This is a genomic window from Winogradskya consettensis (assembly GCF_018332715.1).
GTDB lineage: Bacteria > Actinomycetota > Actinomycetes > Mycobacteriales > Micromonosporaceae > Actinoplanes > Actinoplanes consettensis.
Genome location: NZ_BOQP01000006.1, coordinates 1 through 24169, shown reverse-complemented (window position 1 = coordinate 24169; position 24169 = coordinate 1). Strand labels below are relative to the sequence as shown.

The 24169-nt window shown below is 70.1% G+C and carries 24 protein-coding genes; 17 read left to right on the top strand and 7 right to left on the bottom strand.

Going from position 1 to position 24169, the window contains the following annotated elements:
- A complete protein-coding gene (locus tag Aco04nite_RS05795; protein ID WP_203838564.1) occupies window positions 1-234 on the bottom strand; it encodes an Lrp/AsnC ligand binding domain-containing protein in 234 nt (77 codons plus the stop codon).
- A 126-nt stretch (window positions 235-360) separates the two neighbouring features.
- Here Aco04nite_RS05795 and Aco04nite_RS05790 point away from each other — a divergent pair, with 126 nt between their 5' ends.
- Together Aco04nite_RS05790 and Aco04nite_RS05785 are read left to right on the top strand one after the other, a co-directional pair.
- Window positions 361-1299 (top strand): thiamine-phosphate kinase, encoded by a 939-nt coding sequence (locus tag Aco04nite_RS05790; RefSeq protein WP_212996140.1) that lies wholly within the window; start codon window positions 361-363, stop codon window positions 1297-1299.
- Between the two features lie 14 nt (window positions 1300-1313).
- The gene (locus tag Aco04nite_RS05785; RefSeq protein ID WP_212996139.1) at window positions 1314-1772 is read left to right on the top strand and encodes a GNAT family N-acetyltransferase; all 459 of its coding nucleotides are present in this window, start codon (window positions 1314-1316) and stop codon (window positions 1770-1772) included.
- A gap of 51 nt (window positions 1773-1823) precedes the next feature.
- Here Aco04nite_RS05785 and rpmB read toward each other — a convergent pair whose 3' ends face one another.
- Complete coding sequence (gene rpmB, locus Aco04nite_RS05780; protein ID WP_023561910.1) at window positions 1824-2015, bottom strand: 50S ribosomal protein L28; 192 nt, start codon at window positions 2013-2015, stop codon at window positions 1824-1826.
- 201 nt (window positions 2016-2216) lie between these two features.
- Here rpmB and Aco04nite_RS05775 point away from each other — a divergent pair, with 201 nt between their 5' ends.
- From Aco04nite_RS05775 to Aco04nite_RS05765, 3 genes are read left to right on the top strand one after another with little or no spacing between them, the layout of a single operon-like run.
- Complete coding sequence (locus Aco04nite_RS05775) at window positions 2217-3998, top strand: DAK2 domain-containing protein (protein ID WP_212996138.1); 1782 nt, start codon at window positions 2217-2219, stop codon at window positions 3996-3998.
- Window positions 3995-6244: an ATP-dependent DNA helicase RecG gene (recG, locus tag Aco04nite_RS05770; RefSeq protein ID WP_244875772.1), complete on the top strand. Its 2250-nt coding sequence runs from the start codon at window positions 3995-3997 to the stop codon at window positions 6242-6244. The genes Aco04nite_RS05775 and recG overlap by 4 nt, the downstream gene beginning before the upstream one ends.
- Complete coding sequence (locus Aco04nite_RS05765) at window positions 6241-6591, top strand: DUF952 domain-containing protein (protein WP_212996137.1); 351 nt, start codon at window positions 6241-6243, stop codon at window positions 6589-6591. Before recG ends, Aco04nite_RS05765 begins: the two co-directional genes overlap by 4 nt.
- A gap of 42 nt (window positions 6592-6633) precedes the next feature.
- On the opposite strand, the gene Aco04nite_RS05760 is transcribed toward Aco04nite_RS05765, so the two are convergent.
- Both Aco04nite_RS05760 and Aco04nite_RS05755 read right to left on the bottom strand, forming a co-directional pair.
- The gene (locus Aco04nite_RS05760) at window positions 6634-8163 is read right to left on the bottom strand and encodes a cell wall anchor protein (RefSeq protein WP_212996136.1); all 1530 of its coding nucleotides are present in this window, start codon (window positions 8161-8163) and stop codon (window positions 6634-6636) included.
- Between the two features lie 240 nt (window positions 8164-8403).
- Window positions 8404-9432 carry a PT domain-containing protein gene (locus Aco04nite_RS05755; RefSeq protein ID WP_212996135.1) on the bottom strand — a complete coding sequence of 343 codons (1029 nt, stop codon included), beginning with the start codon at window positions 9430-9432 and terminating at the stop codon, window positions 8404-8406.
- Window positions 9433-9793: 361 nt separating this feature from the next.
- Here Aco04nite_RS05755 and rsmD point away from each other — a divergent pair, with 361 nt between their 5' ends.
- From rsmD to mutM, 9 genes are all read left to right on the top strand, one after another.
- Window positions 9794-10369 (top strand): 16S rRNA (guanine(966)-N(2))-methyltransferase RsmD, encoded by a 576-nt coding sequence (gene rsmD, locus Aco04nite_RS05750; protein ID WP_212996134.1) that lies wholly within the window; start codon window positions 9794-9796, stop codon window positions 10367-10369.
- The gene (coaD, locus tag Aco04nite_RS05745; protein WP_212996133.1) at window positions 10366-10845 is read left to right on the top strand and encodes a pantetheine-phosphate adenylyltransferase; all 480 of its coding nucleotides are present in this window, start codon (window positions 10366-10368) and stop codon (window positions 10843-10845) included. The genes rsmD and coaD overlap by 4 nt, the downstream gene beginning before the upstream one ends.
- Before the next feature lie 93 nt (window positions 10846-10938).
- Entirely contained in the window at window positions 10939-11436 is a 498-nt protein-coding gene (locus tag Aco04nite_RS05740) for a hypothetical protein (protein WP_203838573.1), read from the top strand.
- 80 nt (window positions 11437-11516) lie between these two features.
- Entirely contained in the window at window positions 11517-12080 is a 564-nt protein-coding gene (locus Aco04nite_RS05735) for a YceD family protein (RefSeq protein WP_212996443.1), read from the top strand.
- Between the two features lie 5 nt (window positions 12081-12085).
- Entirely contained in the window at window positions 12086-12259 is a 174-nt protein-coding gene (gene rpmF / locus Aco04nite_RS05730; RefSeq protein WP_203838574.1) for a 50S ribosomal protein L32, read from the top strand.
- 127 nt (window positions 12260-12386) lie between these two features.
- On the top strand, window positions 12387-13301 hold the full coding sequence (locus tag Aco04nite_RS05725) for a phosphate acyltransferase PlsX (RefSeq protein ID WP_244875808.1): 915 nt from the start codon (window positions 12387-12389) through the stop codon (window positions 13299-13301).
- Window positions 13291-14091 (top strand): ribonuclease III, encoded by an 801-nt coding sequence (rnc, locus tag Aco04nite_RS05720; RefSeq protein WP_244875771.1) that lies wholly within the window; start codon window positions 13291-13293, stop codon window positions 14089-14091. The genes Aco04nite_RS05725 and rnc overlap by 11 nt, the downstream gene beginning before the upstream one ends.
- A complete protein-coding gene (locus Aco04nite_RS05715; protein WP_212996131.1) occupies window positions 14088-15257 on the top strand; it encodes a mannosyltransferase family protein in 1170 nt (389 codons plus the stop codon). Before rnc ends, Aco04nite_RS05715 begins: the two co-directional genes overlap by 4 nt.
- A 12-nt stretch (window positions 15258-15269) precedes the next feature.
- Window positions 15270-16124, top strand: coding sequence for a bifunctional DNA-formamidopyrimidine glycosylase/DNA-(apurinic or apyrimidinic site) lyase (mutM, locus tag Aco04nite_RS05710; RefSeq protein ID WP_212996130.1), 855 nt, complete (start codon window positions 15270-15272; stop codon window positions 16122-16124).
- Here mutM and Aco04nite_RS05705 read toward each other — a convergent pair.
- On the bottom strand, window positions 16078-16647 hold the full coding sequence (locus Aco04nite_RS05705) for a putative glycoside hydrolase (protein WP_212996129.1): 570 nt from the start codon (window positions 16645-16647) through the stop codon (window positions 16078-16080). The genes mutM and Aco04nite_RS05705 overlap by 47 nt on opposite strands.
- Window positions 16644-18122 carry a DUF3492 domain-containing protein gene (locus Aco04nite_RS05700; protein ID WP_212996128.1) on the bottom strand — a complete coding sequence of 493 codons (1479 nt, stop codon included), beginning with the start codon at window positions 18120-18122 and terminating at the stop codon, window positions 16644-16646. Before Aco04nite_RS05700 ends, Aco04nite_RS05705 begins: the two co-directional genes overlap by 4 nt.
- Before the next feature lie 741 nt (window positions 18123-18863).
- On the opposite strand from Aco04nite_RS05700, the gene Aco04nite_RS05695 reads away from it, so the two are divergent.
- Entirely contained in the window at window positions 18864-19052 is a 189-nt protein-coding gene (locus Aco04nite_RS05695) for a hypothetical protein (RefSeq protein WP_203838580.1), read from the top strand.
- 105 nt (window positions 19053-19157) lie between these two features.
- On the opposite strand, the gene Aco04nite_RS05690 is transcribed toward Aco04nite_RS05695, so the two are convergent.
- Window positions 19158-19331 (bottom strand): hypothetical protein, encoded by a 174-nt coding sequence (locus Aco04nite_RS05690; protein WP_212996127.1) that lies wholly within the window; start codon window positions 19329-19331, stop codon window positions 19158-19160.
- Between the two features lie 179 nt (window positions 19332-19510).
- On the opposite strand from Aco04nite_RS05690, the gene smc reads away from it, so the two are divergent.
- Together smc and Aco04nite_RS05680 are read left to right on the top strand one after the other, a co-directional pair.
- Complete coding sequence (smc, locus tag Aco04nite_RS05685) at window positions 19511-23092, top strand: chromosome segregation protein SMC (protein WP_212996126.1); 3582 nt, start codon at window positions 19511-19513, stop codon at window positions 23090-23092.
- Between the two features lie 102 nt (window positions 23093-23194).
- Window positions 23195-23809: an HAD family hydrolase gene (locus tag Aco04nite_RS05680; RefSeq protein ID WP_212996125.1), complete on the top strand. Its 615-nt coding sequence runs from the start codon at window positions 23195-23197 to the stop codon at window positions 23807-23809.
- Window positions 23810-24169 lie beyond the last annotated feature (360 nt).

The following is a 24169-nucleotide window of genomic DNA, read 5'->3' as shown; positions in this document are numbered from 1 at the left end:
TCAGAGATTTACCACGGAGCACGTCACCGTCCGGGTGATACCCGGCACCAACTGGATGTTGCTCACAATCATCCGGCCGAGCTCGTCGACCGTGTGCCCCTCGGCGAGCACGACGACGTCATAGGGACCCGTCACCGCGTCCACCCGGACGACACCCTGAATTTTGTCGATCGCGGCGGCCACGTCACGGGCCTTTCCGACCTCCGTCTGGATGAGGATGTATGCCTGGACCACGATTCGACTCCTATCCGCCACACCGGCGACTCGAACGTGAAACTACAGTACGGAGCGCGGTCCTTGCGGGGCGCATCGCTGGCACCGCTCACCTGAGCACCTGATCACGAAGGGGACGGTAGACAGTTGAGCATCGCGGAGGCCGGAGAATTCGGACTCATCGCCCGGATAACCGCGCGCCTGGAGTCCGGCCCGGCGAGCCTGCTCGGGCCCGGTGACGATGCGGCCGTGGTCGCCTCGCCCGACGGCCGGACGGTGGCGTCCACCGATGTCCTGGTCGAGGGCCGGCACTTCCGCCGCGACTGGTGCAGCGCCGCCGACGTGGGACACCGCGCCGCCGCCGCCAACCTCGCCGACATCGCCGCGATGGGCGCGCGGCCCACTGCGTTGCTGGTCGCGCTCTGTGTGCCGCCGGATCTGGACACCACCTGGGCCGAGGACCTCGCCGGCGGGCTGTCGGCCGAAGCCGCCCGGGTCGGCGCGAGCGTCGTCGGTGGTGACATGTCGTCGAGCCCCACCCTGACGATCGCGGTCACGGCGCTCGGAGACCTCGGTGGTCAGGCCCCGGTGGTCCGCAGCGGCGCCCAGCCGGGAGACGTGGTGGCACTTGCGGGGCGTACGGGCTACGGCGCCGCCGGCTACACGGTGCTCTCGCGCGGGTTCCGTACGCCCAAAGTGCTGGTCGAGGCCTACCGCCGCCCGGAAGTCCCGTATGCCGCGGGCCCCGAAGCGGCCCTGCTCGGCGCGACGTCGCTGATCGACATCTCGGACGGCCTCCTGCAGGACCTCGGCCACGTGGCAACCGCCAGCGTGGTCGGCATCGACATCAACCGGGACGCGTTCGAGGTCCCCGGCCAGATGCGGGACGCGGCGTCGGCGCTCGGCGTGGACCCGTACGTCTGGCTGCTCGCCGGCGGTGATGATCATGCTCTGGCCGCGACCTTCCCACCCGGGGTGACCCTGCCGGACACCTGGCGGATCATCGGCAGCGTGCACGAGGGCACCGGCGTCACCGTCGACCGTAAGCCCTGGCAGGGCGGCATGGGATGGGATCACTTCCGCTGAGATAGTTTTCCCCCGTGGAAGAAATCGAGATCCGCGAGGCTCGCTTCGACGAGCCCGCGGTGCAGGCGCTCATCGCCCTGGCGATGGCAGAGCTCAGCAAAAGGTACGGCGGCAGCGGCGACGACACCCCGGTGGCACCCGCGGACTTCGCGCCGCCGAACGGGTCGTTCTGGGTGGCGGCAGCGTCCGGGCGGCTCGTCGGGTGCGCGGGGTGGCGCTCGCACGAGGACGACGCCGAGCTCAAGCGGATGTTCACCATCACCGCGGCCCGGGGGCAGGGCATCGCCCGGCGGGTGCTCACCGCGATCGAGGAATCGGCACGCGCGCAGGGGCGTAAGCGGGTGATCCTCGAGACCGGGGACAAGCAGCCCGAGGCGATCGCGCTCTACGAGAAGTGCGGGTATGTCCGGATCGAGGACTTCGGGTTCTACAAGGGCGAAGAGGGCGTGCTGTCGTACGCGAAAGTCCTGTAACGCACTTAACCCCCGGGTCGTGGTGACCCGGGGGTTAGGAAAGTGCGGAACTTAGGCGCGGACGACCTTGCCGGCCTTGATGCACGAGGTGCAAACCTTGAGCTTCTTGGTGTTGCCACCACCGGCAGGGGTGCGCACCGACTGGATGTTCGGGTTCCAGCGGCGGTTGGTCCGCCGGTGCGAGTGGGACACGTTGTGGCCGAAGCCCGGTCCCTTGCCACAGACGTCGCACACGCTAGCCACGGGGTACTCCAAGGATTGATACGCCAGCATCGAAATTTCACACCGGCTGCGAACTGAGGGTGCTACGAAATCAAAGGTGCCTGGGACAGATTGCGCCCGGGCAACCCAGCCAGGCTACCTGATGTCCCGGGCTCGCTGCCAATCGGCTCTTGTCAGCAGCGCGACCCGGCAAATGTCAGAGGTGGTTAGTAGGCTTTTCGCGTGCTGGAGACGCTGGATGCCGCCGCCGTACGCCGCTGGTGCGGTGCTGGGCTGGCCGCGCTCCGGGCCCACCAGCACGAGATCGACGAGCTGAACGTCTACCCCGTGCCGGACGGTGACACCGGCACCAACCTTGTCCTGACGCTCGCCTCCGCCGAGCAGGCCCTCTCCGAGCCCGACTCCCTGGCCCTCACTTCGGACGCCGGCCGCGAGACGCTCGTGGGGCGGATGATGCGGCGGATGGCCCGCGGGGCGCTGCTGGGTGCCCGCGGGAATTCCGGGGTGATCGTCTCGCAGATCCTGAGGGGGATGGCCGATGCGTTCTCGACCACGGTCTCGGTCCGGGGCAGCGAGCTGGCCCGGGCGTTGAAGACGGCGAGTGAGGCGGCTTACGCGGCGGTTGCCCGGCCGGTGGAGGGCACGGTCCTCTCCGTGGTGGCCGCGGCGGCCGAGGGGGCCGGGCGGCTCAAGTCCGACGACCTGCTCGCTGTCGCGCGGGAGGCAGCCCGGTCGGCGGCAGAGGCTCTCGCCCGCACCCCTCAGCAACTGCCGATCCTGGCCCGCGCCGGCGTCGTCGACGCCGGCGGCCGCGGCCTCGTCGTCCTGCTCGACGCCCTGGTCGAGTCGCTCGGCGGCTCCCCCGACACCCCACCCGCCCGGCCGGCGATCACCGCCGCTCCCACCTCCGCGCCGGACCCGGCGCGGCAGGACGTCGCGCCGGGCTTAGCCGGGCAGGGCGTTGCGCCGGAGCTGGCCGGGCTCTCCGCGGGGCAGGGCGTGGCGCTGGATTTTGTCGGGCCTTCCGTGGGGCCGGACGCCACGTTCACCTATGGGCCGTCGGCGGGTCCGGCGGTGGCACCGCCGGATCTGGGGTTCGGGTATGAGGTGCAGTATCTGCTGGATGCCGAGGCGGAGGCGGTCGACCGGCTGCGGGTGACGCTCGACGAGCTGGGGGATTCGCTGGTCGTGGTGGGGGCCGGTGAGGGTGACCCGCCGACCTGGAACGTCCACGTCCACGTCGATGACATCGGTGCGGCTCTGGAGGCGGGTGTGGTCGCCGGGCGGCCGCACCGCATCACCGTGACCCGGCTGGCCGACCAGCTCCACGCGCATGAGCCGCCGCCCGCGTCGTCCGAGCGCGGCACGGTGGTCGTCGCGGCGGGGGAGGGGCTTGCCGAGTTGTTCGCCGCGGAGGGCGCGGTTGTTGTCGGGCGTAATCCGTCGATCGCGGAGATGCTCGCCGCGATCAGGAGCGCCCGGGCACGGGAGGTCGTGCTGCTGCCCAATGACGCGAACACGCTGGCGGTGGCCGGGACGGCTGCTCAGGAGGCGGCTTCCGGGGGCGTGCGGGTGAGTGTCGTGCCCACCCGCTCGCCGGTGCAGGCGCTGGCGGCGCTGGCGGTGCGGGATCCGCGGCGGCGGTTCGACGACGAGGTCATCGGGATGGCCGAGGCGGCCGGGGCGTGCCGCTACGGCGAGGTGACGACCGCCGCGCGGGAGGCGCTCACCGTTGCCGGGTGGTGCCGGCCCGGTGAGTTGATCGGGCTGGTGGACGGCGAGGTCAATGTGATCGGCGGGGTGCTCGACGAGGTGTGCCGGCGGTTGCTCGACCGGATGCTCGGCGGCGGCGGGGAGCTGGTGACCCTGGTGCTGGGTGCCGACGCACCCACCGATCTGGAAGAAGCGTTGCGTGGCCACCTCGCCCAGACGTGGCCGTTTGTCGAGTTGCAGTGTTATGCGGGCGGACAGCCTCGTTACCACCTGCTGGTTGGAGTGGAATGACCGACACGACCACCAAGGCCGGGACCACCGAGGCCGGGGCCACCGAAGCCGTGCCCACCGTGACGACGACCAGCACGCCGCTGGCCGAGGTGCTCGGGGCGCGGGCTGCGAAGGCCCTCGATACCCACCTCGACCTGAAAACGGCCGGGGATCTGATCTACCACTTCCCGCGCCGTTACGACGAGCGGGGCGAGCACACCGACCTGCGGGAGCTCCAGGTGGGCGAGCAGGTCACCCTCCTGGCCCAGGTGAAGAGCCTCACCGTACGACCCATGCGTCAGCGCCGTGGCACCATGCTGGAGATCACCATCGGGGACGGTTCCGGGGCGACGCTCACCTGCACGTTCTTCAACCAGGCGTGGCGGGAGCGGGAGCTGCTGAAGGGCCGGTGGGGGCTGTTCGCGGGGAAGGTGACCGACTTCCGGGGCACGCGTCAGCTCAACGGGCCCGCCTACCAGCTACTCAAGGCCGACGCGACGCAGGACGAGGCGGCGGAGGAGATCGAGGAGTTCGCCGGGGCACTGATCCCGGTCTACCCGGCGGCGGCTGCCATGCCGACGTGGACGATCGCCAAGCACGTGCGGACGGTGCTCGAGAATTTCCAGGCACCCGATGATCCGCTGCCGGGCACCGTGCGGGCCAACCGCAACCTGGTCGGCATCGGTAAAGCGCTGCACGAGATCCACCGGCCGACGTCGCAGGAGGAGTTGTACAAGGCGAAGTACCGGCTCAAGTGGGACGAGGCTTTCGCCGTACAGCTGACTCTGGTGCAGCGTAAGGCTCGCGCGGCCGAGTCTCCCGGACGGTCCCGGCCCCGCAGCGACGCCGGGCTGCTGGCGGCTTTTGACGCTTCGCTGCCCTACGAGCTGACCGAGGGCCAGGCGCGGGTGGGCGAGGAGATCGCGGCGGATCTGGCGCGCTCACATCCCATGCACCGGCTGCTGCAGGGTGAGGTCGGTTCCGGCAAGACGCTCGTCGCGGTGCGGGCGATGCTCCAGGTGGTCGACGCGGGCGGGCAGGCGGCCCTGCTGGCACCCACCGAGGTGCTCGCCACCCAGCACCATCGCAGCATCGGCGCGCAGCTCGGGGCGCTCGGCAGGGCCGGCGAGATCGACGGTGACCCCGCGGGCACCCAGCTCACCCTGGTGACGGGGTCGCTCGGGGCGGCCGCTCGCCGGGCCGCGCTGGCCAAGGTCGCGGACGGCACCGCGGGGATCGTCGTCGGCACGCACGCGCTGCTCTACGAGGGCGTCGACTTCAAGGATCTCGGCCTGGTGGTCGTCGACGAGCAGCACCGGTTCGGCGTGGAGCAGCGGGACGCGTTGCGGGCCAAGGCCGCCCAGCCGCCGCATGTGCTGGTCATGACGGCTACGCCGATTCCGCGTACGGTCGCGATGACCGTCTACGGCGACCTGGAGACGTCCACCCTGTCGCAGCTGCCGCGCGGGCGGTCGCCGATCGCCTCGCACGTCGTGCCCCCGGAGCGGCCCGCGTTCCTCGACCGGGCCTGGAAACGGGTCCTGGAAGAGGTGAAGGCCGGCCATCAGGCCTACGTGGTGTGCCCGCGGATCGGTGACGCGGCCGGCACCGAGGAGGACGGCGAGCCGCCGAGCGACAACGAGCCCGCCCGCCGCCCGCCGCTCGCGGTCATGGACGTGGCGCCGATCCTCGAGGAGGGGCCGCTGCACGGGCTGCGCATCGGGATCCTGCACGGGCGGCTACCCGCCGACGAGAAGGACGCTGTGATGCGCCGGTTCGCCGCCGGGGACCTGGACGTGCTGGTGGCGACCACGGTCATCGAGGTCGGCGTGGACGTGCCGAACTCCACCGTCATGATCATCATGGACGCCGACCGGTTCGGGGTCTCCCAGCTGCACCAGCTTCGCGGCCGGGTCGGCCGGGGCTCGGCGCCGGGCATCTGCCTGCTCGTCACCGAGGCCATGGAGGGCACCCCCGCCCGCGAGCGGCTCGACGCGGTGGCCTCCACGACGGACGGCTTCAAGCTGGCCGAGCTCGACCTGGAGCAGCGCCGCGAGGGTGACGTGCTGGGCGCGTCGCAGTCCGGCAAGCTCAGCCACCTGCGCCTGCTGTCGCTGCTGCGGGACAGCAAACTGATCCACGAGGCCCGGGCGGAGGCGATGGAGCTGGTCGGCGACGACCCGAGCCTCGCCAGGTTCCCGGCGCTGGCGGCCTCGGTGGCCGCCCTGGTCGACGAGGAACGAGCCGAGTATTTGGAGAAGGGTTGATCCTGCACTTCTGCCCGCGCGCCGACTGGGAAGCGGCGCTCGAGACGGGCACATATCGCGCGGAGTCCCTGGAGAAACAGGGGTTCATCCACTGCTCGACCCCGCAGCAGGTGCACATCCCGGCGACCTTCCTCGCCCGGGGACGCACCGATCTGCTGCTGCTGGTGCTGGACGAGGCGCTGCTACCCGTACCCGTCGTCTGGGAAGACGGTGACCCACCGGATCCTGGCGGCATGCAGTTCCCGCACCTGTACGCCCCGATCCCGGTCGCGGCCGTGACCTCGGTGCACGAATGGCTTCCCGAACCGGACGGCAGCTTCGAGCCGCCGACCCACCTGGAGGCATGAAAAAAGCGGGGGGCGTGTGCCCCCCGCTTTTTCGATGCTGTCCTACGCGGTGAACTTCACCTTGCGGCGCCGGGCCACGAAGAAGAGCACCCCGCCCGCGACCAGCAGCGCCAGCGCGCCGGCCGCGATACCACCGGCAGCCGCACCGGTGACCGGAAGGCCGCCACCGTCGTCGTCGCCACCGCCGGAGCCACCGTTGCCGTTGTCCCCACCGTTGTTGCCGTTGTCGTCGCCGCCGCTACCGCCGCCGTTCTCGTCGCACTCCTGCTTCGGGACGGACACGGTCACCGGCTCCTCGCCGTCGAACGCGACGGTCGCCTCGGTGGCGTCGTCAGCCGGGAAGGTGACCTTCTCGGAGGAGCCCGGAGCAACCTTCACGGTCTTGGTCTCGCCGTTGTAGACCACGGTGGCCGTGGCCGGCGTGACACCCTCGGGGTTGGTCACCGTGACGGTCACCGTCCGGCAGTCGTTCTCCACGGTCAGCGTCGGACGCGGGCAGTCGGCGGGCCGCTGCCACTCGTACTTCACGTCGTCCATGCCGTCCGCGGTGACCGTGATCGGGCCGGCACCGGCCGGGACCGTCACCGTGTCACCCTTGCCCGGCGCGACGGTCACCGTCCTGCTGAAGTCGCCGGCCTTGACCGTGAAGTCCACCGGGTACTTGCTCAGGTCGCCGGTGTTGCTCAGGTTGATGGTGACCGTGCCGTCGCAGCTGGACAGCGGTTCGACGGCCGGCGTCTGGCAGGCCTTGCTGCCGCCGTTGTACCAGCCCTGCGGGCCCTTCGACCGGTTACCGGGCTTGCCGGCGCTGCCGAGCTTTTTGTCGTTGTAGCGGGGGCCACCCTCGGTGATCTCCGGGATGATGTCGCCCTCGTCGCCGAAGAAGAGGTCCACCTGGGCGTTACAGGCGGGCAGATCGGCAGTGAGCTCCACCGAGCGGTTCTCGTTGGTGATCGTGCCGCTCTGGTGGGCGAACGCGTACTGCGGGACCGAGAAGTTCGTCTTCGGCGCGAAGTAGGTGACCAGCGTGACCGGCTCGGCATCGCAGAGCTTGACGTCGTCGTCGAGCGTCACCGTCGCGGTCGACTTGCCGTCAGCCACGGCGAACGTGTGGTGGAACTTCGCGTCGTCGGCGCCGACACACGGCGTCTCGGCCGGCTTGCAGTCGCCGAGCTGCACGCTCGCCTTGTTGTCGGCGTCCTTGGTGTTGTCGGCCCAGATGCCGACGAAGGAGACCGAAGCCGCTGCGACTCCGCCCTCGACGGTCTGCTTGAAGATCTGCTTGCCGTCGACCCCGCTGGGATTGCGGCGCGGGATCAGGGTGCCGTTGGTCAGCTCGGGAACCGGGACCGGCGAGGTCTGCAGCTTGTCGACCCGCGCGAGGGAGTCACCGCTGTTCGTGACCGTCCAGGTGACCAGCCACTGACCGGCCGCGGGGTTGCACTCGGCCGAGCCGGTGATCGTGATCTGGGGACCGGCGGCGCTGGCCGGCGCGGCGATCGCCACGAGGCCGGTCAGGCCGACAAGGGCGCCTGCGGCGATCGCCGCGACGCGATGGAACAGCGTTTTCAACAGAGCCGCCTTCACGGACCGAAGAAGCAAGATTGAGCAGCAGGAGGGGCGACGTCGAGCCGATGGCGTCTCGTCGGCTCGGTGACCTTATCGAGACAGGGGAATCTGTGGAATCCCTCAGCCGTACCTAAGGTCGATGTTGCGAATTCGAGACCATCGACTGTGGAAAGCCGAAGGGCGCGCCGACCGATGGTCGACGCGCCCTCGTTGTTCAGGCGTTACGCGCTAGGCGCGGCCGGGTCAGGCGGTGAACTTGACCTTGCGGCGACGGGCGATGATGAAGAGCGCGATACCGGCACCGAGCAGGACAACCGCACCTGCGGCGATGCTGCCGGCGGCCGCACCGGTCAGCGGCAGCGAGCCACCGTCCTCGTCGCCACCCGCACCACCGGCGGAGCAACCGTCAGGGGCTTCCCAGGCGACGGTCTCGGAGTCGTCCTCGTAGCCCTGCAGGTAGATCTTGACCGAGAAGCCCTCGGACGCGTCGAACGTGTGGCTCTTCTTCTCGCCCGGCTTGACGTCGAGCGTGACCTTGTCGCCCTTGCTGGGCTCGAGGACCAGCGGGATCTCGACACCGTCGGCCGGGTTGTCCAGGCCGATCGTCATCGAGTCACAGGTGAGATCGAAGATCGGCTGGGCCTCGCCGTAGCTGGGGGTCGGCTCCGGGGTGGGCTCGCCGGACGGCTCGGTCGACGGCGGGGTGCTGGGCTCGTCCGACGGCGGGGTCGACGGCTCGTCCGACGGCGGCGTGCTGGGCTCGTCCGACGGCGGGGTCGACGGCTCGTCCGACGGCGGCGTGCTCGGCACGTCCGACGGCGTCGGCTGGGTCGTCGGGGGCTCGGTCGTCGGCGGGACGACGACGCTGCACTCGCCCGGCTTCGCGATGGTCTTGGTGAGCCCACCGATGTAGTTGTCGGTCCACTTCAGCGTGACCTTGAGGCTGGCGGACTGGTCGCCGGCGCCGTAGGTGGTGCTGCCGAGCAGCGGGTTGCTGTAGTTCGGGGCGACCTGAGCGCCGTTCTTGATGGCGCCGATCTCGGTGGCGCCGTTCGAGGACTCGACGCCGCGGACGGTGGCCCACAGGCGGAAGTCGTTGGCGACCGACCAGTCGACCTTCCACTTGCCCCCTTCGACACAGGAGGTCGTGCCCTTGATTTCAGGCGCGTGGGCGCTGGCGGGACCGGTGATGGCCACAGTGCCGATCAGGCCGAGGAAGGCACCGGCCGCGATGGCCGTTGTGCGCCTAAGCGGGGACTTGAACAGGTTCACGCCAAAACTCCTGTGGTGAGGACCGAGGGGGACTGCACAGGAAGGCGGTTCTGCAGACGATCGCGTCGTGACATGGGTGTCCGCGAAGGCCTACGACGACACCTCCCCGCATCGTCGAGCCGACAGCGTTTCGTCGGCGGCGGACCGACCATAGCGACTGTGGCGAATCTGAAAAACATCTCAGCGCGCGCAAAGGTGACTGATGCATATCTGTGATCTTCGTTGAACACAGAGCATCGAGATCAATGCTCACGGTGGTGGATACGGACAGAAGAGGAGGTAAAAGTTCACTCCGCAGTGGTCGGTCGGAGGTGTTGGCGTAGCGTCGGATCGTGCTACTTCGACAGCCGGACAGGGTCGGATGACCAGGATCATCGCCGGGGCGCACGGTGGACGCCGGCTGGCCGCTCCGCCGGGGGACAAGACGCGACCCACCTCGGATCGGGTGCGTGAGGCGTACTTCAGCGCGCTCGACACCATGATCGATCTGAGTGGCGCCCGATTCGCTGACCTTTACTCCGGTTCGGGGGCGGTCGGGCTCGAGGCGCTGTCGCGCGGTGCCGCGTACACATTGCTCGTTGAGGCCGACGCCAAGGCGGCCCGGGCCATTCGTGACAACATCGTCACACTCCGGGTCGGAAATGCTGCGCGGTTGATCACCGGAAAAGTGGGTCAGGTGCTCGCCGGTCCGCCCGAGGGTGGCCCCTTCGACGTGATCTTCGCCGACCCGCCCTACGCCGTCACCGACGACGAGGTTGAGCAGGTCCAGCAGGCCCTGGTGGCCAACGGCTGGCTTGCCGGCGACGCGGTCGTGACCTTTGAGCGATCGTCGCGCACCGCGGTGCGGGGCGAGCCGATGGCTTGGGTCGAAGGGATCACTGCGGACCGCAGCCGGCGTTACGGCGAGACCACTCTTTGGTACGGTCGCCGCTCATGAGGCGTGCGGTCTGTCCCGGTTCCTTTGATCCGGTCACCAACGGTCATCTCGACATCGTCGGGCGGGCCAGCCATCTCTTCGACGAGGTCATCGTCGGCGTGCTGATCAACAACTCGAAGACGGGGCTCTTCACGATCGAAGAGCGCATCGAGATGCTGCGGCAGGCCACGGCTGTGTACGGCAACGTGCGCGTCGAATCCTTCCACGGCCTGCTGGTCGACTTCTGCCGGGCCCAGGGCGCCGCGGTGGTGATCAAGGGTCTCCGGGCGGTCAGCGACTTCGACTACGAGCTGCAGATGGCGCAGATGAACATCGGGCTTTCCGGTGTGGAGACCCTGTTCATGCCTACGAACCCGACATATTCGTTCCTCTCGTCCAGCCTCGTGAAGGACGTCGTGAAGTGGGGCGGCGACGCGTCGCCCTATGTGCCCGACTTCGTCCGGGAGCGGCTTGTTACGAGGTTGCGGCAAAACTGACGGCGTGGCCTATGCGGCTGCGCCGGGGGGCTCGGCAGTAACGTGATCGCACCACTCAGCGTGAGTGCGAGCTGTGACAGGAGTGAGGCGCCGGTGGATCCGCTCGACCGCATCGACGAGATCATCTCCCTGGTGGAGCAGGCACGGTCGGTCCCGATGTCGCGGACCAACTTCATGTTCGAGCGTGCCGAGATGGTCGCCCTCCTCGACGAGTTGCGTTCGGAGCTTCCGGGCGACCTGCGCCGGGCTGTCGCGCTCCTGGAGGAGCGCGACAAGATCATCGACGCCGGCAAGCGCGAGGCCGACCGGATCGTCAGTGAGGGTGAGACCGAGCACGCCCGGCTCGTGTCGGTGAACGAGATCACGGTCTCGGCCGAGCACGAGGGGGCCCGGATCATCTCCGAGGCCCGGGCCGAGGCTCAGCGCCTGCGTGAGGAGGTCGACGACTACGTCGACACGGCGCTGGCCAACTTCGAGCAGTTCCTCACCCGGGCGCTATCGTCGATAGAGCGCGGCCGCGACAAGATGCACGCGCTGCGCGAAATCGGGACGTTCCAGGGCGAAGAGAACGAGCGACCGTTGCCGTTCTGAGCACCCCAGGCCCGATTCGACGCTACGCCCGCTGCTCAGGTAACCTTTCCTGTCGGCCTTCCCATGGCTGAGAGTTCATGATGCCCAAGATTTCGCAGAACCACCTCGATCCCAGGAAGCCGCTGGTCGTCGACACGACGAAGCTCCCGCGGCAGCCTGGTGCGACGCGTGCCCTGAAGCGGGTCATTCCGGCACCGAAGGACCTCGGCCTTGAGTTGATCTCGGTGCCCGAAGGTTCCGACGTCGAGCTCGATCTGAGTCTCACGTCGGTCTCCGAGGGCGTCTATGTCAGCGGCAACGTGCGTGGCTCACTCTCGGGTGAGTGCGGGCGCTGCCTCGACGAGATCGATCAGTCGTTCGACGTCACGATCGCGGAGCTGTTCGCCTACGAGGACAGCACCACGGAAGAGACGACGGACGAGGACGAGGTCGGCCGGATGCACGGCGACCTGTTCGACCTGGAACCGGCAGTGCGGGACGCAGTGGTCCTGACTCTGCCGACCAACCCGGTCTGCCGGCCGGACTGCCCAGGGTTGTGCCCCGACTGCGGGGTGCATCTCGACGATCTTCCGGCTGACCACAGCCACGAGGTCGTCGATGCTCGCTGGGCCGCTTTGCGCAACATTTCGAACACTGAGGAGTAGGTACCGTGGCTGTCCCCAAGCGCAAGATGTCGCGCAGCAACACCCGGTCCCGCCGGGCGAACTGGAAGGCGACCGTGGTGCAGACCGTGGCTTGCCCCCAGTGCAAGTCGCCGCACCTGCCGCACACTGCGTGCGGGGTCTGCGGCACCTACAACGGCCGTCAGGTCGTCGAGGTCTGAGCCTCGCGGAGTGACACGCCCGATTATCGGGCGGGTCGAGTCCGGGCAACGGCGATCGCCCGGTGCCCCGGATCCGGAGCGGAACGGCCCGCAGGCCGGCACCGCCCCGGTTCCGGGCACCGCGCGGATCGCCGTCGACCTCCTCGGCGGGGACCAAGCTCCCGCCGTCGTGGTTGACGGCGCTCTGCGCGCCTGTCAGACCGACCCTGCCCTTACGCTGCTGCTGGTCGGCCCGGTCGAGGCCGTCGGCACCGTTCTGGCTGCCCTGCCAACGGACGAGCATCATCGCGTGCGGTCGCTGCCGGGCCCCTACCCGAGAGACACGACCCGCGCGGCTGTCCACGCCGTCGCCGAGGGTCTGGCCGACGCGGTCGTCTCCGCGGGCGACACCGGCGCCATCGTCACCTCCGCCGCACTCGCCATGGGCCGCTGGCCCGGAGTGCGCCGCCCCCCTCTCGCCGCCGTGCTGCCGAGCGCTGCCGGCCGTCTCCTCCTGCTCGACGTGGGTTCCTCCGTCGACCCGGACGAGCGGACCCTCGCCATGCACGCCCACCTGGGCGCCGCGTACGCCGCCTCCGTGCACGGCGTCGCCACCCCGCGAGTGGGCCTTCTCACCATCGGCACCGAGCCCGGCAAGGGTGACCGGCTGCGCCGTGCCGCGCCGGAGCTGCTCGCCGGGCTGGACCTGCCCGCGGATGCCCGCTACGTCGGCCTGGTCGAGGGCGACGACGTCGTGTCCGGCGCGGTCGCCGACGTCGTGGTGACCGACGGCTTCAGCGGAAACATCCTGCTCAAAGCGCTCGAAATGGCGTACGCCACGATCGGCACCCCCGGCCCCGGCGAGCCGCCCCCGCGCGCCGCCGTGCTGCTCGGGGTGGGCGGCACCGTAGTGGTCTGTCACGGCGCCGCCTCCGGCCGGGACATCGCCGCCGGAATCGGGCTGGCCGCTAACCTGCACCGCCGAGGGGCCATACCGGTCATCGCCGGGCTGATCCAGGGCAAAGAGATTCCCCGAACGCAAGAGGTGGTTCATGAGCAGTAGCAACATGCGGCGGTATCGGCCCTCGACCGAGCCCCTCGAGGAGGCGTTCGGCGTCCCCTTCGAACCTGATCTGCTCGAGCGCGCGCTCACCCACCGTTCGTACGCGTACGAGAACGGCGGCCTCCCCACCAACGAGCGCCTGGAATTCCTGGGCGACTCCGTGCTCGGCGTCGTGATCACCTCGGCGCTGTTCCACAATCACCCCGACCTGCCCGAGGGTCAGCTCGCCAAGCTGCGCGCGAGCGTCGTCAACATGCACGCGCTGGCCGACGTGGCCCGCACGCTGGGCCCGCAGGGGCTCGGCCCGCACCTGCTGCTCGGCAAGGGCGAGGAGACGACGGGCGGGCGGGACAAGGCCAGCATCCTGGCCGACACCCTGGAGGCGCTGCTCGGGGCGATCTACCTGGAGCACGGGCTGGACATCGCGGGCGAGGTCATCCACCGGCTGTTCGATCCGCTGATGGCCGAGTCGGCGGGTCGCGGCGCGGCGCTGGACTGGAAGACGAGCCTGCAGGAGCTGACCGCCGCGCTGAGCCTGGGCGTGCCCGACTACGTGATCGACGACGCGGGCCCGGACCACGCCAAGACGTTCACCGCGTGGGTGGTCGTGGCCGGCGAGCGCTACGGCGGTTCCGACGGGCGCAGCAAGAAGCAGGCCGAGCAGCGCGCCGCCGCCGCGGCCTGGCGGATCCTCACCGATCGCGCGGAAGCCACGACGCCGCCACCCGCGGTCGCCGGCGGCGGGCACACGGACACCCCCGACGACGAGAAGCCGTCGGACGTCGAGTGAGTGCGACGGAGCAGGAGACGAAAGCGCCTGCCGTTCGTCTCTGGGATCTGGCCGGGCGCTGGGAGGGCGTGGGCACCGCGGTCGGGCTGCTCGCGCTCACGCGTACGGTGCAGATCCTGTTGCTCGTCGTTCTGGACCGGTCCATCCCGGAGCCGGCCGGTCTGCGAAGCAACCTGCTGATCTGGGACGGTGGCTGGTTCCAGCGGGTCGCCGCCGGCTACCCGCACGGCTACACGTACGGCCAGAGCGGCGCGCTGGAAGGCAACGAGCTGGCCTTCTTCCCCCTCTACCCGATGCTGATCCGGCTGCTGTCCACGCTGGGGCTCGACCCGGGCACCGCCGCGCTCACGGTCAGCTGGGTGGCGTCGATCGGGGCGGCCGTGGCCCTGCACCTGCTCGGGACCAGCCTGTTCAGCAGTCGCCGGGCGGGCTGGGCGCTGGTGGCGATCTGCTGCGGCGCGCCGATGTCGGTGGTGCTGTCCATGGCGTACTCGGAGAGTCTCTTCCTGGCCCTGGTGGCGGGGATGTTCGTGGCCGCGCACCGAAGGGTGTGGTGGGCTGCCGGGCTGCTCGGGCTCGCGTGTTCGCTGACCCGGCCCACGGGTGCCGCCGCCGCGGTGGGGCTCGCGGTCGCGGCGATCATGGCTGTCCGCGCGGACCGGTCCCGGATCTGGCCGCCGCTGGTGGCTGCGGTTGTGGCGCTGGCGGGCGTACCCGCATATCTGGCCTGGGTCGGTCTTCGGGTCGGTGAGCCGGACGCCTGGTTCAAGATCCAGACGGCGGGGTGGGGTACGTCGTTCGACTACGGCAGCAGCACGATCAAGTTCCTCAAGGACACGCTGACCGTGGCGGACGGCTGGGTGCCCATGAGCGTGGCGTTGATCCTGCTCGCCGCGCTGGCCGCCGCCGGTGTGGCGCTGGCGGGCCGGCCGTGGCTGCCGATCGCGGTCTACGGGCTGGTCGCCATGGTGCTCGTGTATGGACAGGCGGGGTATTACCACTCCAAGCCGCGGCTGCTGCTGCCCGTACTCTTGACGCTGCTGCCCGCGGTCGCCGCCGCGGCGAAAGCCCGCCCTCGCGTAGCCATCCTCGCGATCAGCGCCTGGGCCGCGTTCGGCCTCTGGTACGGCGCGTATCTGGTGGCCGTGTGGCCGTACACAATCTAAGAGGGGTTTCTCGTGCCGGAGCTTCCCGAGGTCGAAACGGTCCGTCAGGGCCTGGCCAAATGGGTGACGGGCCGTCGCATCGAGGCGGTCGCCGTGCTGCACCCGCGGGCGATCCGCCGGCACCTGCCCGGTGACGTGCACTTCGCCGCGGTGCTGGCCGGTCGCACGATCACCGACGTCGCGCGCCGCGGCAAATACCTGTGGCTGCCGCTCGACTCCGGCGACGCGATCATCGGCCACCTCGGCATGAGCGGGCAGCTGCTGATGCAGCCCCCGGAGGCGCCCGACGAGACCCACCTGCGGGTCCGGTTCGAGTTCGCCGACGACGGCCCCGAGCTGCGCTTCGTCGACCAGCGCACGTTCGGTGGCCTGTCCGTCTCCGAGGGCGGCGCCGAGCTGCCGGACGAGATCGCACACATCGCCCGCGACCCGATCGACCCGCTCTTCGACGACGAGCTCTTCGTCACCGCGATGCGGCGCAAACACACCGAGGTCAAGCGGGCCATCCTCGACCAGACCCTGATCTCCGGGGTGGGCAACATCTACGCGGACGAGGCGTTGTGGCGCGCTCAGCTGCACGGCACGAGGCCGACGGACGCACTGACCAAGCCACAGGTACGCAGATTGCTCGCCGACATCCGCGACGTGCTCGGTGCGGCCATCGTGGCCGGGGGCACCAGCTTCGACGCGCTGTACGTCAACGTCAACGGGGAGAGCGGGTACTTCGACCGGTCACTGGACGCGTACGGCCGGGAGGGCCAGCCGTGTCACCGATGCGGCACAGCGATCCGCCGCGAGCAGTTCATGAACCGCTCCTCCTTCAGCTGCCCGCGCTGCCAGCCACGCCCTCGGAAACCTTTGCGGTGACGTACGGGCTGGTGTCGGTCGCCAGCCCGAACCCCGCGCCCCGGCGCCCCATCAACCGGCGCGCGGCCGTCAGCATGTCCTGCGGTACGCCGTGCACCAGATGCCCGTCCCCGGCGACGACCCCGTCCCCGGCCCACCCCTGGTACGCCGACCACGGCCCGTCGAACGTGCAGATCCGCACGCCCAGCTCGCGGTAGAGCGGATGGGTCGGCACGCCCGGGTTCAGCACGATCCGGTGCAGGCCCCGCCGCGCCGCCAGCCGGACGGTCAGCGCCACCGGCCCGACACCCCCCGACCCGGCCGGCGCCCGGTCGAGGAAGAGCCCCTCGACGCCCTCCTCCCGCCACAGATCGACGTCGGCCAGCACATCGGCGAGGGAGCGCCCGCCCCAGTCGAGGTCGACGCGGCCCAGGATCTGGTGCTCGGTGCGGCGCGGGCCGGGGCGTTCCTGCACGACCCAGGTGTCCTGGTCGGCGGGCAGGTCGGGCGACGGGCAGGCGTACGGCGGGAACAGGGTCCTCACGGCGTCCTCCAAAGGTCGGTGTGGGCCAGGGCCAGTTCGTAGGTCGGAGCGGGCGGTGGCGCTGACAGGTCCTGGTAGAGCGCGCCGTACGCGCGTACGACGTGATCGCTGGTGAAGTGGGCGAGTGCCCGGCGCCGTGCCGCGTCACCCAGGGCGCGGCGGCGGGCGGGGGCTCTGAGCAGGGCGATGCAGGCGGCGGCGAGCGCTGCGGGGTCGTCCGGCGGCACGCACACCCCGCTGTCGCCCAGCGTCTCCGCGACCGGGCCGGTGTCGGCGCCGACCACCGCGCGGCCGGACATCATGGCCTCCACCAGCCGGGACGGCGGGTCGGACGGGCCGGGCAGGTGCACGACGAGGTGGCCCAGCGCGTACCGGTGCCGGGGGTCCGCGGGCAGCGGGTGCACTCTGACCGCGCGGTCCAGTCTCTCCCTGGCGGTGTGCTCGTCGCCGAACAGATGCAGCACCGTCTTCGGGAGCGCCTCCAGGATCTGGGCGAACGCCTCCAGCAGGCACGTCAGCCCACTCTCCGGACCGCTGCCGCCGGCCCAGACAATCGCAGGAGGGGTACGCGCCTCAGGTGCCGCGGGAAACTCCTGCGGATCGACACCGGCGGGTACGGGGACGAGCCGCTCGGGGGCAGCGCCGTGCCGCAGCGCCCAGGCGTGGTGGTAGTCGCTCAGCGGCGCGACGAGTCCGGCTTCGGCGTACCCGGTGCGGGCCACCGCGCGGCGGAATCTGCGCAGCACCGTGCGGACGGCCGGCGACAGCCGCTCCTCACCGGCTCGTAGCCGCGCCACCGGTGCCCGTGCCTCGGTCAGCAGCAGGGGAGTGCCGGTGCGCCGGCGGGCGGCGAGTGCGGTGAGCAACGGCGTGGTGCCGCCTACGCAGTGCACGAGGTCGCTCGGCGGCAGCGGCACGGCCAGGGCGCGCATGGCGTGCCGGAGCAGTGTCGCCGCCGTACGCGCATCCCGCAGGCTCAGCCGCATTCCTGTGCCGGCCCGCCATGCCTCGGAGAGCAGTTCGGCGAGCGGTACGGCGCTGAGCGGTGCCTCGGCTACCGCGCTCACTTTGAGCGGAGCCTCGGTCGTCGCGTTCAGCTTCACCAGCGCTTCGGTCGTCGCGGTCAGCTTCACCAGCGCTTCGGTCGTCGTGGTCAGTTTCACCAGCGTGTCGAGGCCCAGGGCGAGGTCGTCGCCGGTGTCGTCGATCAGTCCCTGGCAGAGCAGGACGGCCGCCAGTGTGGCCTGCTCGTCGCGGCCCTCGCGCCGGGCGCTCTCCCGGGGCAGCGTGACGGCCGTCGCCGAGTCGACATGCTCAGGCAGCGGGTACGCGGGTCCGGACGCCGATTCCCGATCGCCGACCGTGACGAGCTCGAACCGGTGGGCGTCGAGGCCGTCGACGAGGGTGCGGCACCAGCCGCCGAGCGCGTCGCGCCGGAACGGGTAGCCGCCGCCGGTGAGCAGACAGATGCGCATGCGGTCAGCACCGCGGGTGCGGCGGGGGCGAAATCACGTTGGCTGCAACGAAGCAGGCGCGGAGAGTAGCGGGACGGTGTCACCTAGGCGACACTACTTAGACCCATTTGCGCGCTTTGCCGCTTTTCAATTCACCGCCCAGCGCCGGGTGCCCCGCCACCGGCACCCGGCACCGGACGGCGGCCCATGGTTGCTCGCACGAGAACATGCATCGAGCGGCTTCGACGGGTCACGGTAAGCAGCCACGTGAATACGCGGCAAACCAGCTAAGCAAGACATAAGGCCCCGTTCAGGGAACCTGCCTCCGAACCCTGCGCTACGTGGTCGTTAGGTAGCCGGAAGTGCGTAAGGGGGTATTCCTCGTCATCTCACGAGGGAATTAGCTTGATCCAATGGAGGTCCGCGTGCCAGGGTGGCGTGATTCACTGGCTGACGGGGGTCGGCGCGGTGGCCCACGGCTTGACGGAGCCTGGACATCGGCGCACCATAGAAGTGTCGCCAGTCGCGCCCGTCTGTGCTCAGTCCAAGCTTCCAAGTCCCGAGCTTCTCTTGAGTTGCCTAGCTCGCTTTGGTCGCAGCGCTGAGTCCGGATAAATCTGCATCTCGTGCAAGACCTTGAGGTCAGATCTTTGTGCCTACGCGTGTCTGTGGGTGCAGGTGTGCCTACCGCTGCGCGCGCGTCTGGTCCGGCTAGTCCGGCAGCGCTTTACAAAGAGACCTGATGTCTCACAAGGAGAAGTCATGGCTAAGGCCCTCTATGGCCACGTAGGTGCAGCGCCCGATCGGCGGCTGCTCGACGAGGTCACCCGACTGCGTTCCAGGGTGCAGGCTCTGGAGTTCGAGATCACCCGTCTGCGGGCGGAGAACGATCGTCTCGCGGCTGCCGAAGCCGACGATCTTCTGCGGCTGACCGAGCCGGCGCTGACCTGAGCTTCACGCTGACCTGAGTCTCCCCGCTGACCTGAGCTTTCTCCCTTGTGCTTCGGATCCGAGCGCTCGACATCCCCTCGCATCCGACGCTCAACCTGAGAGAACTCAGCACCAGAACGCCGCACCACAGAGCTCAGCACTGAAGACGACGCTCAGGATCACCACGCGCGCCTCCACGTAATCAGTGGTGGCGCGCATTTTTTTGTCGGCTTGGGCGGTGCAATGCCGGTTTTTGCAGACTGAGCGTGCCAATTCTTTCGCTTTTGTATTGCTGAGCACGCCGCGTATTGCTGACGGCGCTCGCCGTATTGCGAAACGCGCGCCACTGGGCGCCCATCGCCGACAAAAGCCCCACCAGGTAAAATACGGGTCGTAACGGGACGCGCGGCGTGCGCGGACATGGCGTGTGCGGGCGGGTAACCTGCTGGCCAGAGCAAACCGCCGACCCTCGGAGATCCGTGCACCTCAAGAGCCTGACGGTCAAGGGCTTCAAGTCCTTCGCCTCCGCTACGACGCTGCGGCTGGAGCCGGGCATCACCTGTGTGGTGGGTCCGAACGGCTCCGGCAAGTCCAACGTCGTCGACGCCATCGCCTGGGTGCTCGGTGAGCAGGGAGCCAAGGCGCTGCGCGGCGGCAAGATGGAGGACGTCATCTTCGCCGGCACCGCCGGCCGGGCCCCGCTGGGCCGCGCCGAGGTGACCCTCACGATCGACAACGGCGACGGGGCTCTGCCCATCGACTACACCGAGGTGTCGATCACCCGCCGGATGTTCCGGGACGGCGCCAGCGAGTACGAGATCAACAACAATCAGTGCCGGCTGCTCGACATCCAGGAGCTGCTCTCCGACTCCGGCATCGGGCGCGAGATGCACATCATCGTCGGGCAGGGCCGGCTCGACGCGATGCTGCACGCCAAACCCGAGGACCGCCGCTCGTTCATCGAGGAGGCGGCCGGCGTTCTGAAGCATCGCAAGCGCAAAGAAAAAGCCGTGCGCAAGCTCGACGCGATGCAGACCAACCTCAACCGGCTCAACGACCTCACCGCCGAGCTGCGCCGCCAGCTCAAGCCGCTCGGCAAGCAGGCCGAGGTCGCCCGGCGCGCCGCGGGCATCCAGTCCGACCTGCGCGACGCCCGGCTGCGGCTGCTCGCCGACGACCTCTACACGCTGCGCACCACGCTCGACAAGGAGATCGCCGACGAATCGGCGATGCGCGACCGGCGTCAGCAGGTCGAAGCCGAGAACCGCGAGATCCAGCGGATGCTCGCCGACCTCGAGGCCCAGCACGCCGAGGACGCGCCGCTGCTGCAGGCCGCGCAGGACACCTGGTACAAACTCTCCGCCCTGCAGGAGCGCTTCCGCTCCACCGAGCAGCTCGCCTCCGAACGGGCGCGGCACATGGCCGCCGCCCCCGAGGACGAGCGGCTCGGCCGCGACCCCGACCAGCTCGAAGCCGAGGCCGAGCGGGTCCGGGAGCAGGAAGAGGAGCTGCGCGAGGCCCTGACCGAGGACCAGATGCGCCTCGCCGAGGCGGTCGAGCACCGCCAGGAGCTGGAAAGGCAACTGCTTCAAGCCGAAGGCGCTCTGCGTACGGCTGCCAAGGCCATCGCCGACCGCCGCGAGGGCCTCGCCAAACTGACCGGCAACGTGAACGCCGCCCGGGCCCGCACGGGAAGTGCCGCCGAGGAGATCGAGCGCCTCGCCGCCGCCCACACCGACGCGCTGACCCGCGCCGAGGCAGCGCAGGCCGAGGTCGACGCGGTCTCTGCGGAGTCCACCGAGGCCGACCGTGACAACGTCGAGCTCGACGACCGGCACGCCGAAGCCGTCGCGCTGCACGACCAGGCCGCCGCCGTGGTCCGGGAGCTCTCCGACGCCGAGCGCACCGCGGAGAAGGACGCCGCCAGCTGGAAGGCCCGCGAGGAAGCCCTCGCGATGGGTCTCAAGCGCAAGGACGGCGCCGGTGCGCTGCTCGGCCGGGCCGACCAGGTGCCCGGTCTGCTCGGCAGCCTCGCGTCGATGCTCACGGTCCGCCCCGGGCACGAGGCGGCGCTGGCCGCAGCCCTGGGCGCGCTCGCCGACTCGGTCGCCCTGAGCGGAGTGGACGAGGCCGTCGAGGCCATGCGTACGCTCAAGATCGCAGACGCCGGCCGGGCCGCCCTGGTCGTCGCGAGCCCCGCCGGGCCGGGCATGCAGGGATCGCTCGACTCCCTGCGGCCCCAGCTGCCCGAGGGCGCTGTCTGGGCACCCGACGTCATCGAGTGCCCCGACACGATCCGCCCCGCACTCAACCGTGCGCTGCGTGACGTCGTACTCGTCCCGGATCTCGCCGCCGCCACGCAGCTCGTCGCGCACAACGCCGAGCTGCGCGCGGTCACCCCCGACGGCGACGTGCTGGGTTCGCACTCCGCAGCCGGTGGCTCGGGCAAGCAGACGAGTTACATCGAGGTCCAGGCCGCCGTCGACGAGGCCCGGACCAACCGCGAAACCGCCGAGCAGGCGATCGGCGAGCTCAAGGCGCAGCTCGCCGACGCCCGGGCCGAGGTCGCCGAGCACAAGGAAGCGGTCAACGTCGCGGCCGCCGCCAAACGCGCCGCCGAGGGCGAGCGCAACGCCGCCGCCCGCCGGCTCGCCGAGCTGGGCGCTGCCGCCCGATCCGCCAAGGCCGAGTCCGAGCGGCTCGGCGCCTCCCGGCAGAAAGCGGAAGGCAACCGCGACCGCGACCTCGCCGGGCTCCTCGAGCTGGAGGAGCGGCTGCGGCTCGCCGAAGCCACCCCGATCGACGAGGAACCCTCCACGGAGGAGCGCGACACGCTCTCCGCGCTGGTCCCGCAGTCACGCCAGAACGAGATGGAGGTACGGCTCGCGGTCCGCACGGCCGAGGAGCGGGTCTCCTCGATCTCCGGTCGCGCCGACTCGCTGCTGCGCCAGGCCACCGCCGAACGCCAGGCCCGCGAACGAGCCGCCGCCCGGCGTGCGGCCCGGGTCCGCGGCGCCGAGATCGCCAAGGCGGTCGCGCTGGGTGCCGGCGCGGCGCTGGCCCGGGTCTCGGTCTCGCTGACCGCGGCCGTCGAGGTCCGCGACCAGCTGGCCCGTGCGCGTACGGGCCGGGAAGCCGAACTCTCCGAGGTCCGCGCGACCGCGAAGCGTCTGGTCTCCGAGCTGGAACGGCTGACCAGCGAGGTGCACCGCGACGAGGTCGCCCGCGCCGAGCAGCGGATGCGCATCGAACAGCTCGAGGCGAAGGCCGCCGAGGACTTCTCGCTGGACACCGACACCCTGGTCGCCGAGTACGGCCCCGAGCAGCTCGTCCCGCCGACCCAGGCCGAGGTCAACCTCGCCGAGAGCAACGGCAAGGAACCCCCGGAGCCGGTCCCGTTCCACCGCCCCACGCAGGAGAAACGCGCCAACAAGGCCGAGCGCGACCTGGCCCTGCTCGGCAAGGTCAACCCGCTCGCGCTGGAGGAGTTCGCCGCCCTCGAAGAGCGCTTCAAATTCCTCTCCGACCAGCTCGAAGATCTCAAGGCGACCCGCAAGGACCTGCTCACCGTCGTCAAGGACGTCGACGAGCGCATCCTCGAGGTCTTCTCCTCCGCCTTCGAGGACACCGCCCGCGAGTTCCAGACCGTCTTCCAGGTCCTCTTCCCCGGCGGCGAGGGCAGACTCGTCCTCACCGACCCGGAGGACATGCTCACCACCGGCGTCGAGGTCGAGGCCCGCCCACCCGGCAAGAAGATCAAGCGCCTCTCGCTGCTCTCCGGCGGCGAACGCTCGCTGACCGCCGTCGCGATGCTCTGCGCCATCTTCCGCGCCCGCCCCAGCCCCTTCTACATCATGGACGAGGTCGAGGCCGCCCTCGACGACGTCAACCTGGGCCGCCTGATCACCCTCTTCCAGCAGCTCCGCGAGAAGAGCCAGCTCCTGATCATCACCCACCAGAAACGCACGATGGAGGTCGCCGACGCCCTGTACGGCGTCACCATGCGCGCCGGCGTGACCCAGGTGATCAGCCAGCGCCTCAACCGCGAGGAAGAGGACTGACCGACCCGGCTAACCTTGCAGCGTTCCACCGAGCGCTGAGAAGCGTTCCACCCGAGCGCTGAGAAGCGTTCCCACGAGCGCTGAGAGAGGACCGCGGACCGGATGCTGCGCCAACCCGCCAGGGCCATGCTGATCGACCTCGACGGCGTCGTCCGCCGCTGGGACCCCACCGTCGCAGCCGGCGTCGAATCCACCTACGGCCTCGACCCCGGCACCCTGATGAAGACAGCATTCACCTGGGAGCTCCTGCGCCCCGCCGTCGCCGGCGAGATGACCGACGCCGAGTGGATGGGCCTCATCGCCCAGCGCCTCCCCCTCGACGAGGACCAGGCCCGCGCCGCAGTCACCGAATGGCAGAAACACCGAGGCACGGTCGACCCCGACGTCCTCACCTTCATCCGCGAGGTCCGCGCCGCCGGCCGCCCCGTCGGCCTCGCCACCAACGCCACCGACCTCCTGCGCGGCGACCTCGAAACCCTCGGCCTCACCCACGAGTTCGACGCGATCATCAGCTCCACCGAACTCAAAATCCACAAACCCGCCCCCGAATTCTTCACCCAAGCCGTCGAAGCCCTCAACGAACAGCCCCCCTGGGTCCTCTTCGTCGACGACGACGACCGCGTCATCCGAGGCGCCCGCGCCGCGAAGCTCCCCGCCTTCCGCTGGACCGGCCCCCAGGACATCCCCTACCTGAAAAAGGCCCTCGGCCTCCACTAGCCCATGGCCGGCAGCCCAGGGCGCGGCCGGCTGAGGTCAGCCCCCGGGGTGGCCGGGCGAGTTGTGGCCTCGGTTCGTTCGAGAGGCGTGGTCCTGGGCTGGTTGCGGTGAGCTTGGGCTGCTTGCGGTGAGCTTGGGCTGGTCGAGGTGAGGCTTTGGGCTGGTCGGGGTGAGGCTTGGGCTGGTCGCGGTGAGGGTTATGGCTTCAAGGCCGGTCCGGGCGAAGTTGTGGGCCGAACTGGGAGAAGTGATGGCCGTAGACCGGCCGGGGTGGAGTGATGGCGCCGGGTCGGCCGGGTGCCGGGGTGAAGCTGCGGGCCCTGGCAGAAGCGATGATCTCCGACCGACCGACCGACCGAC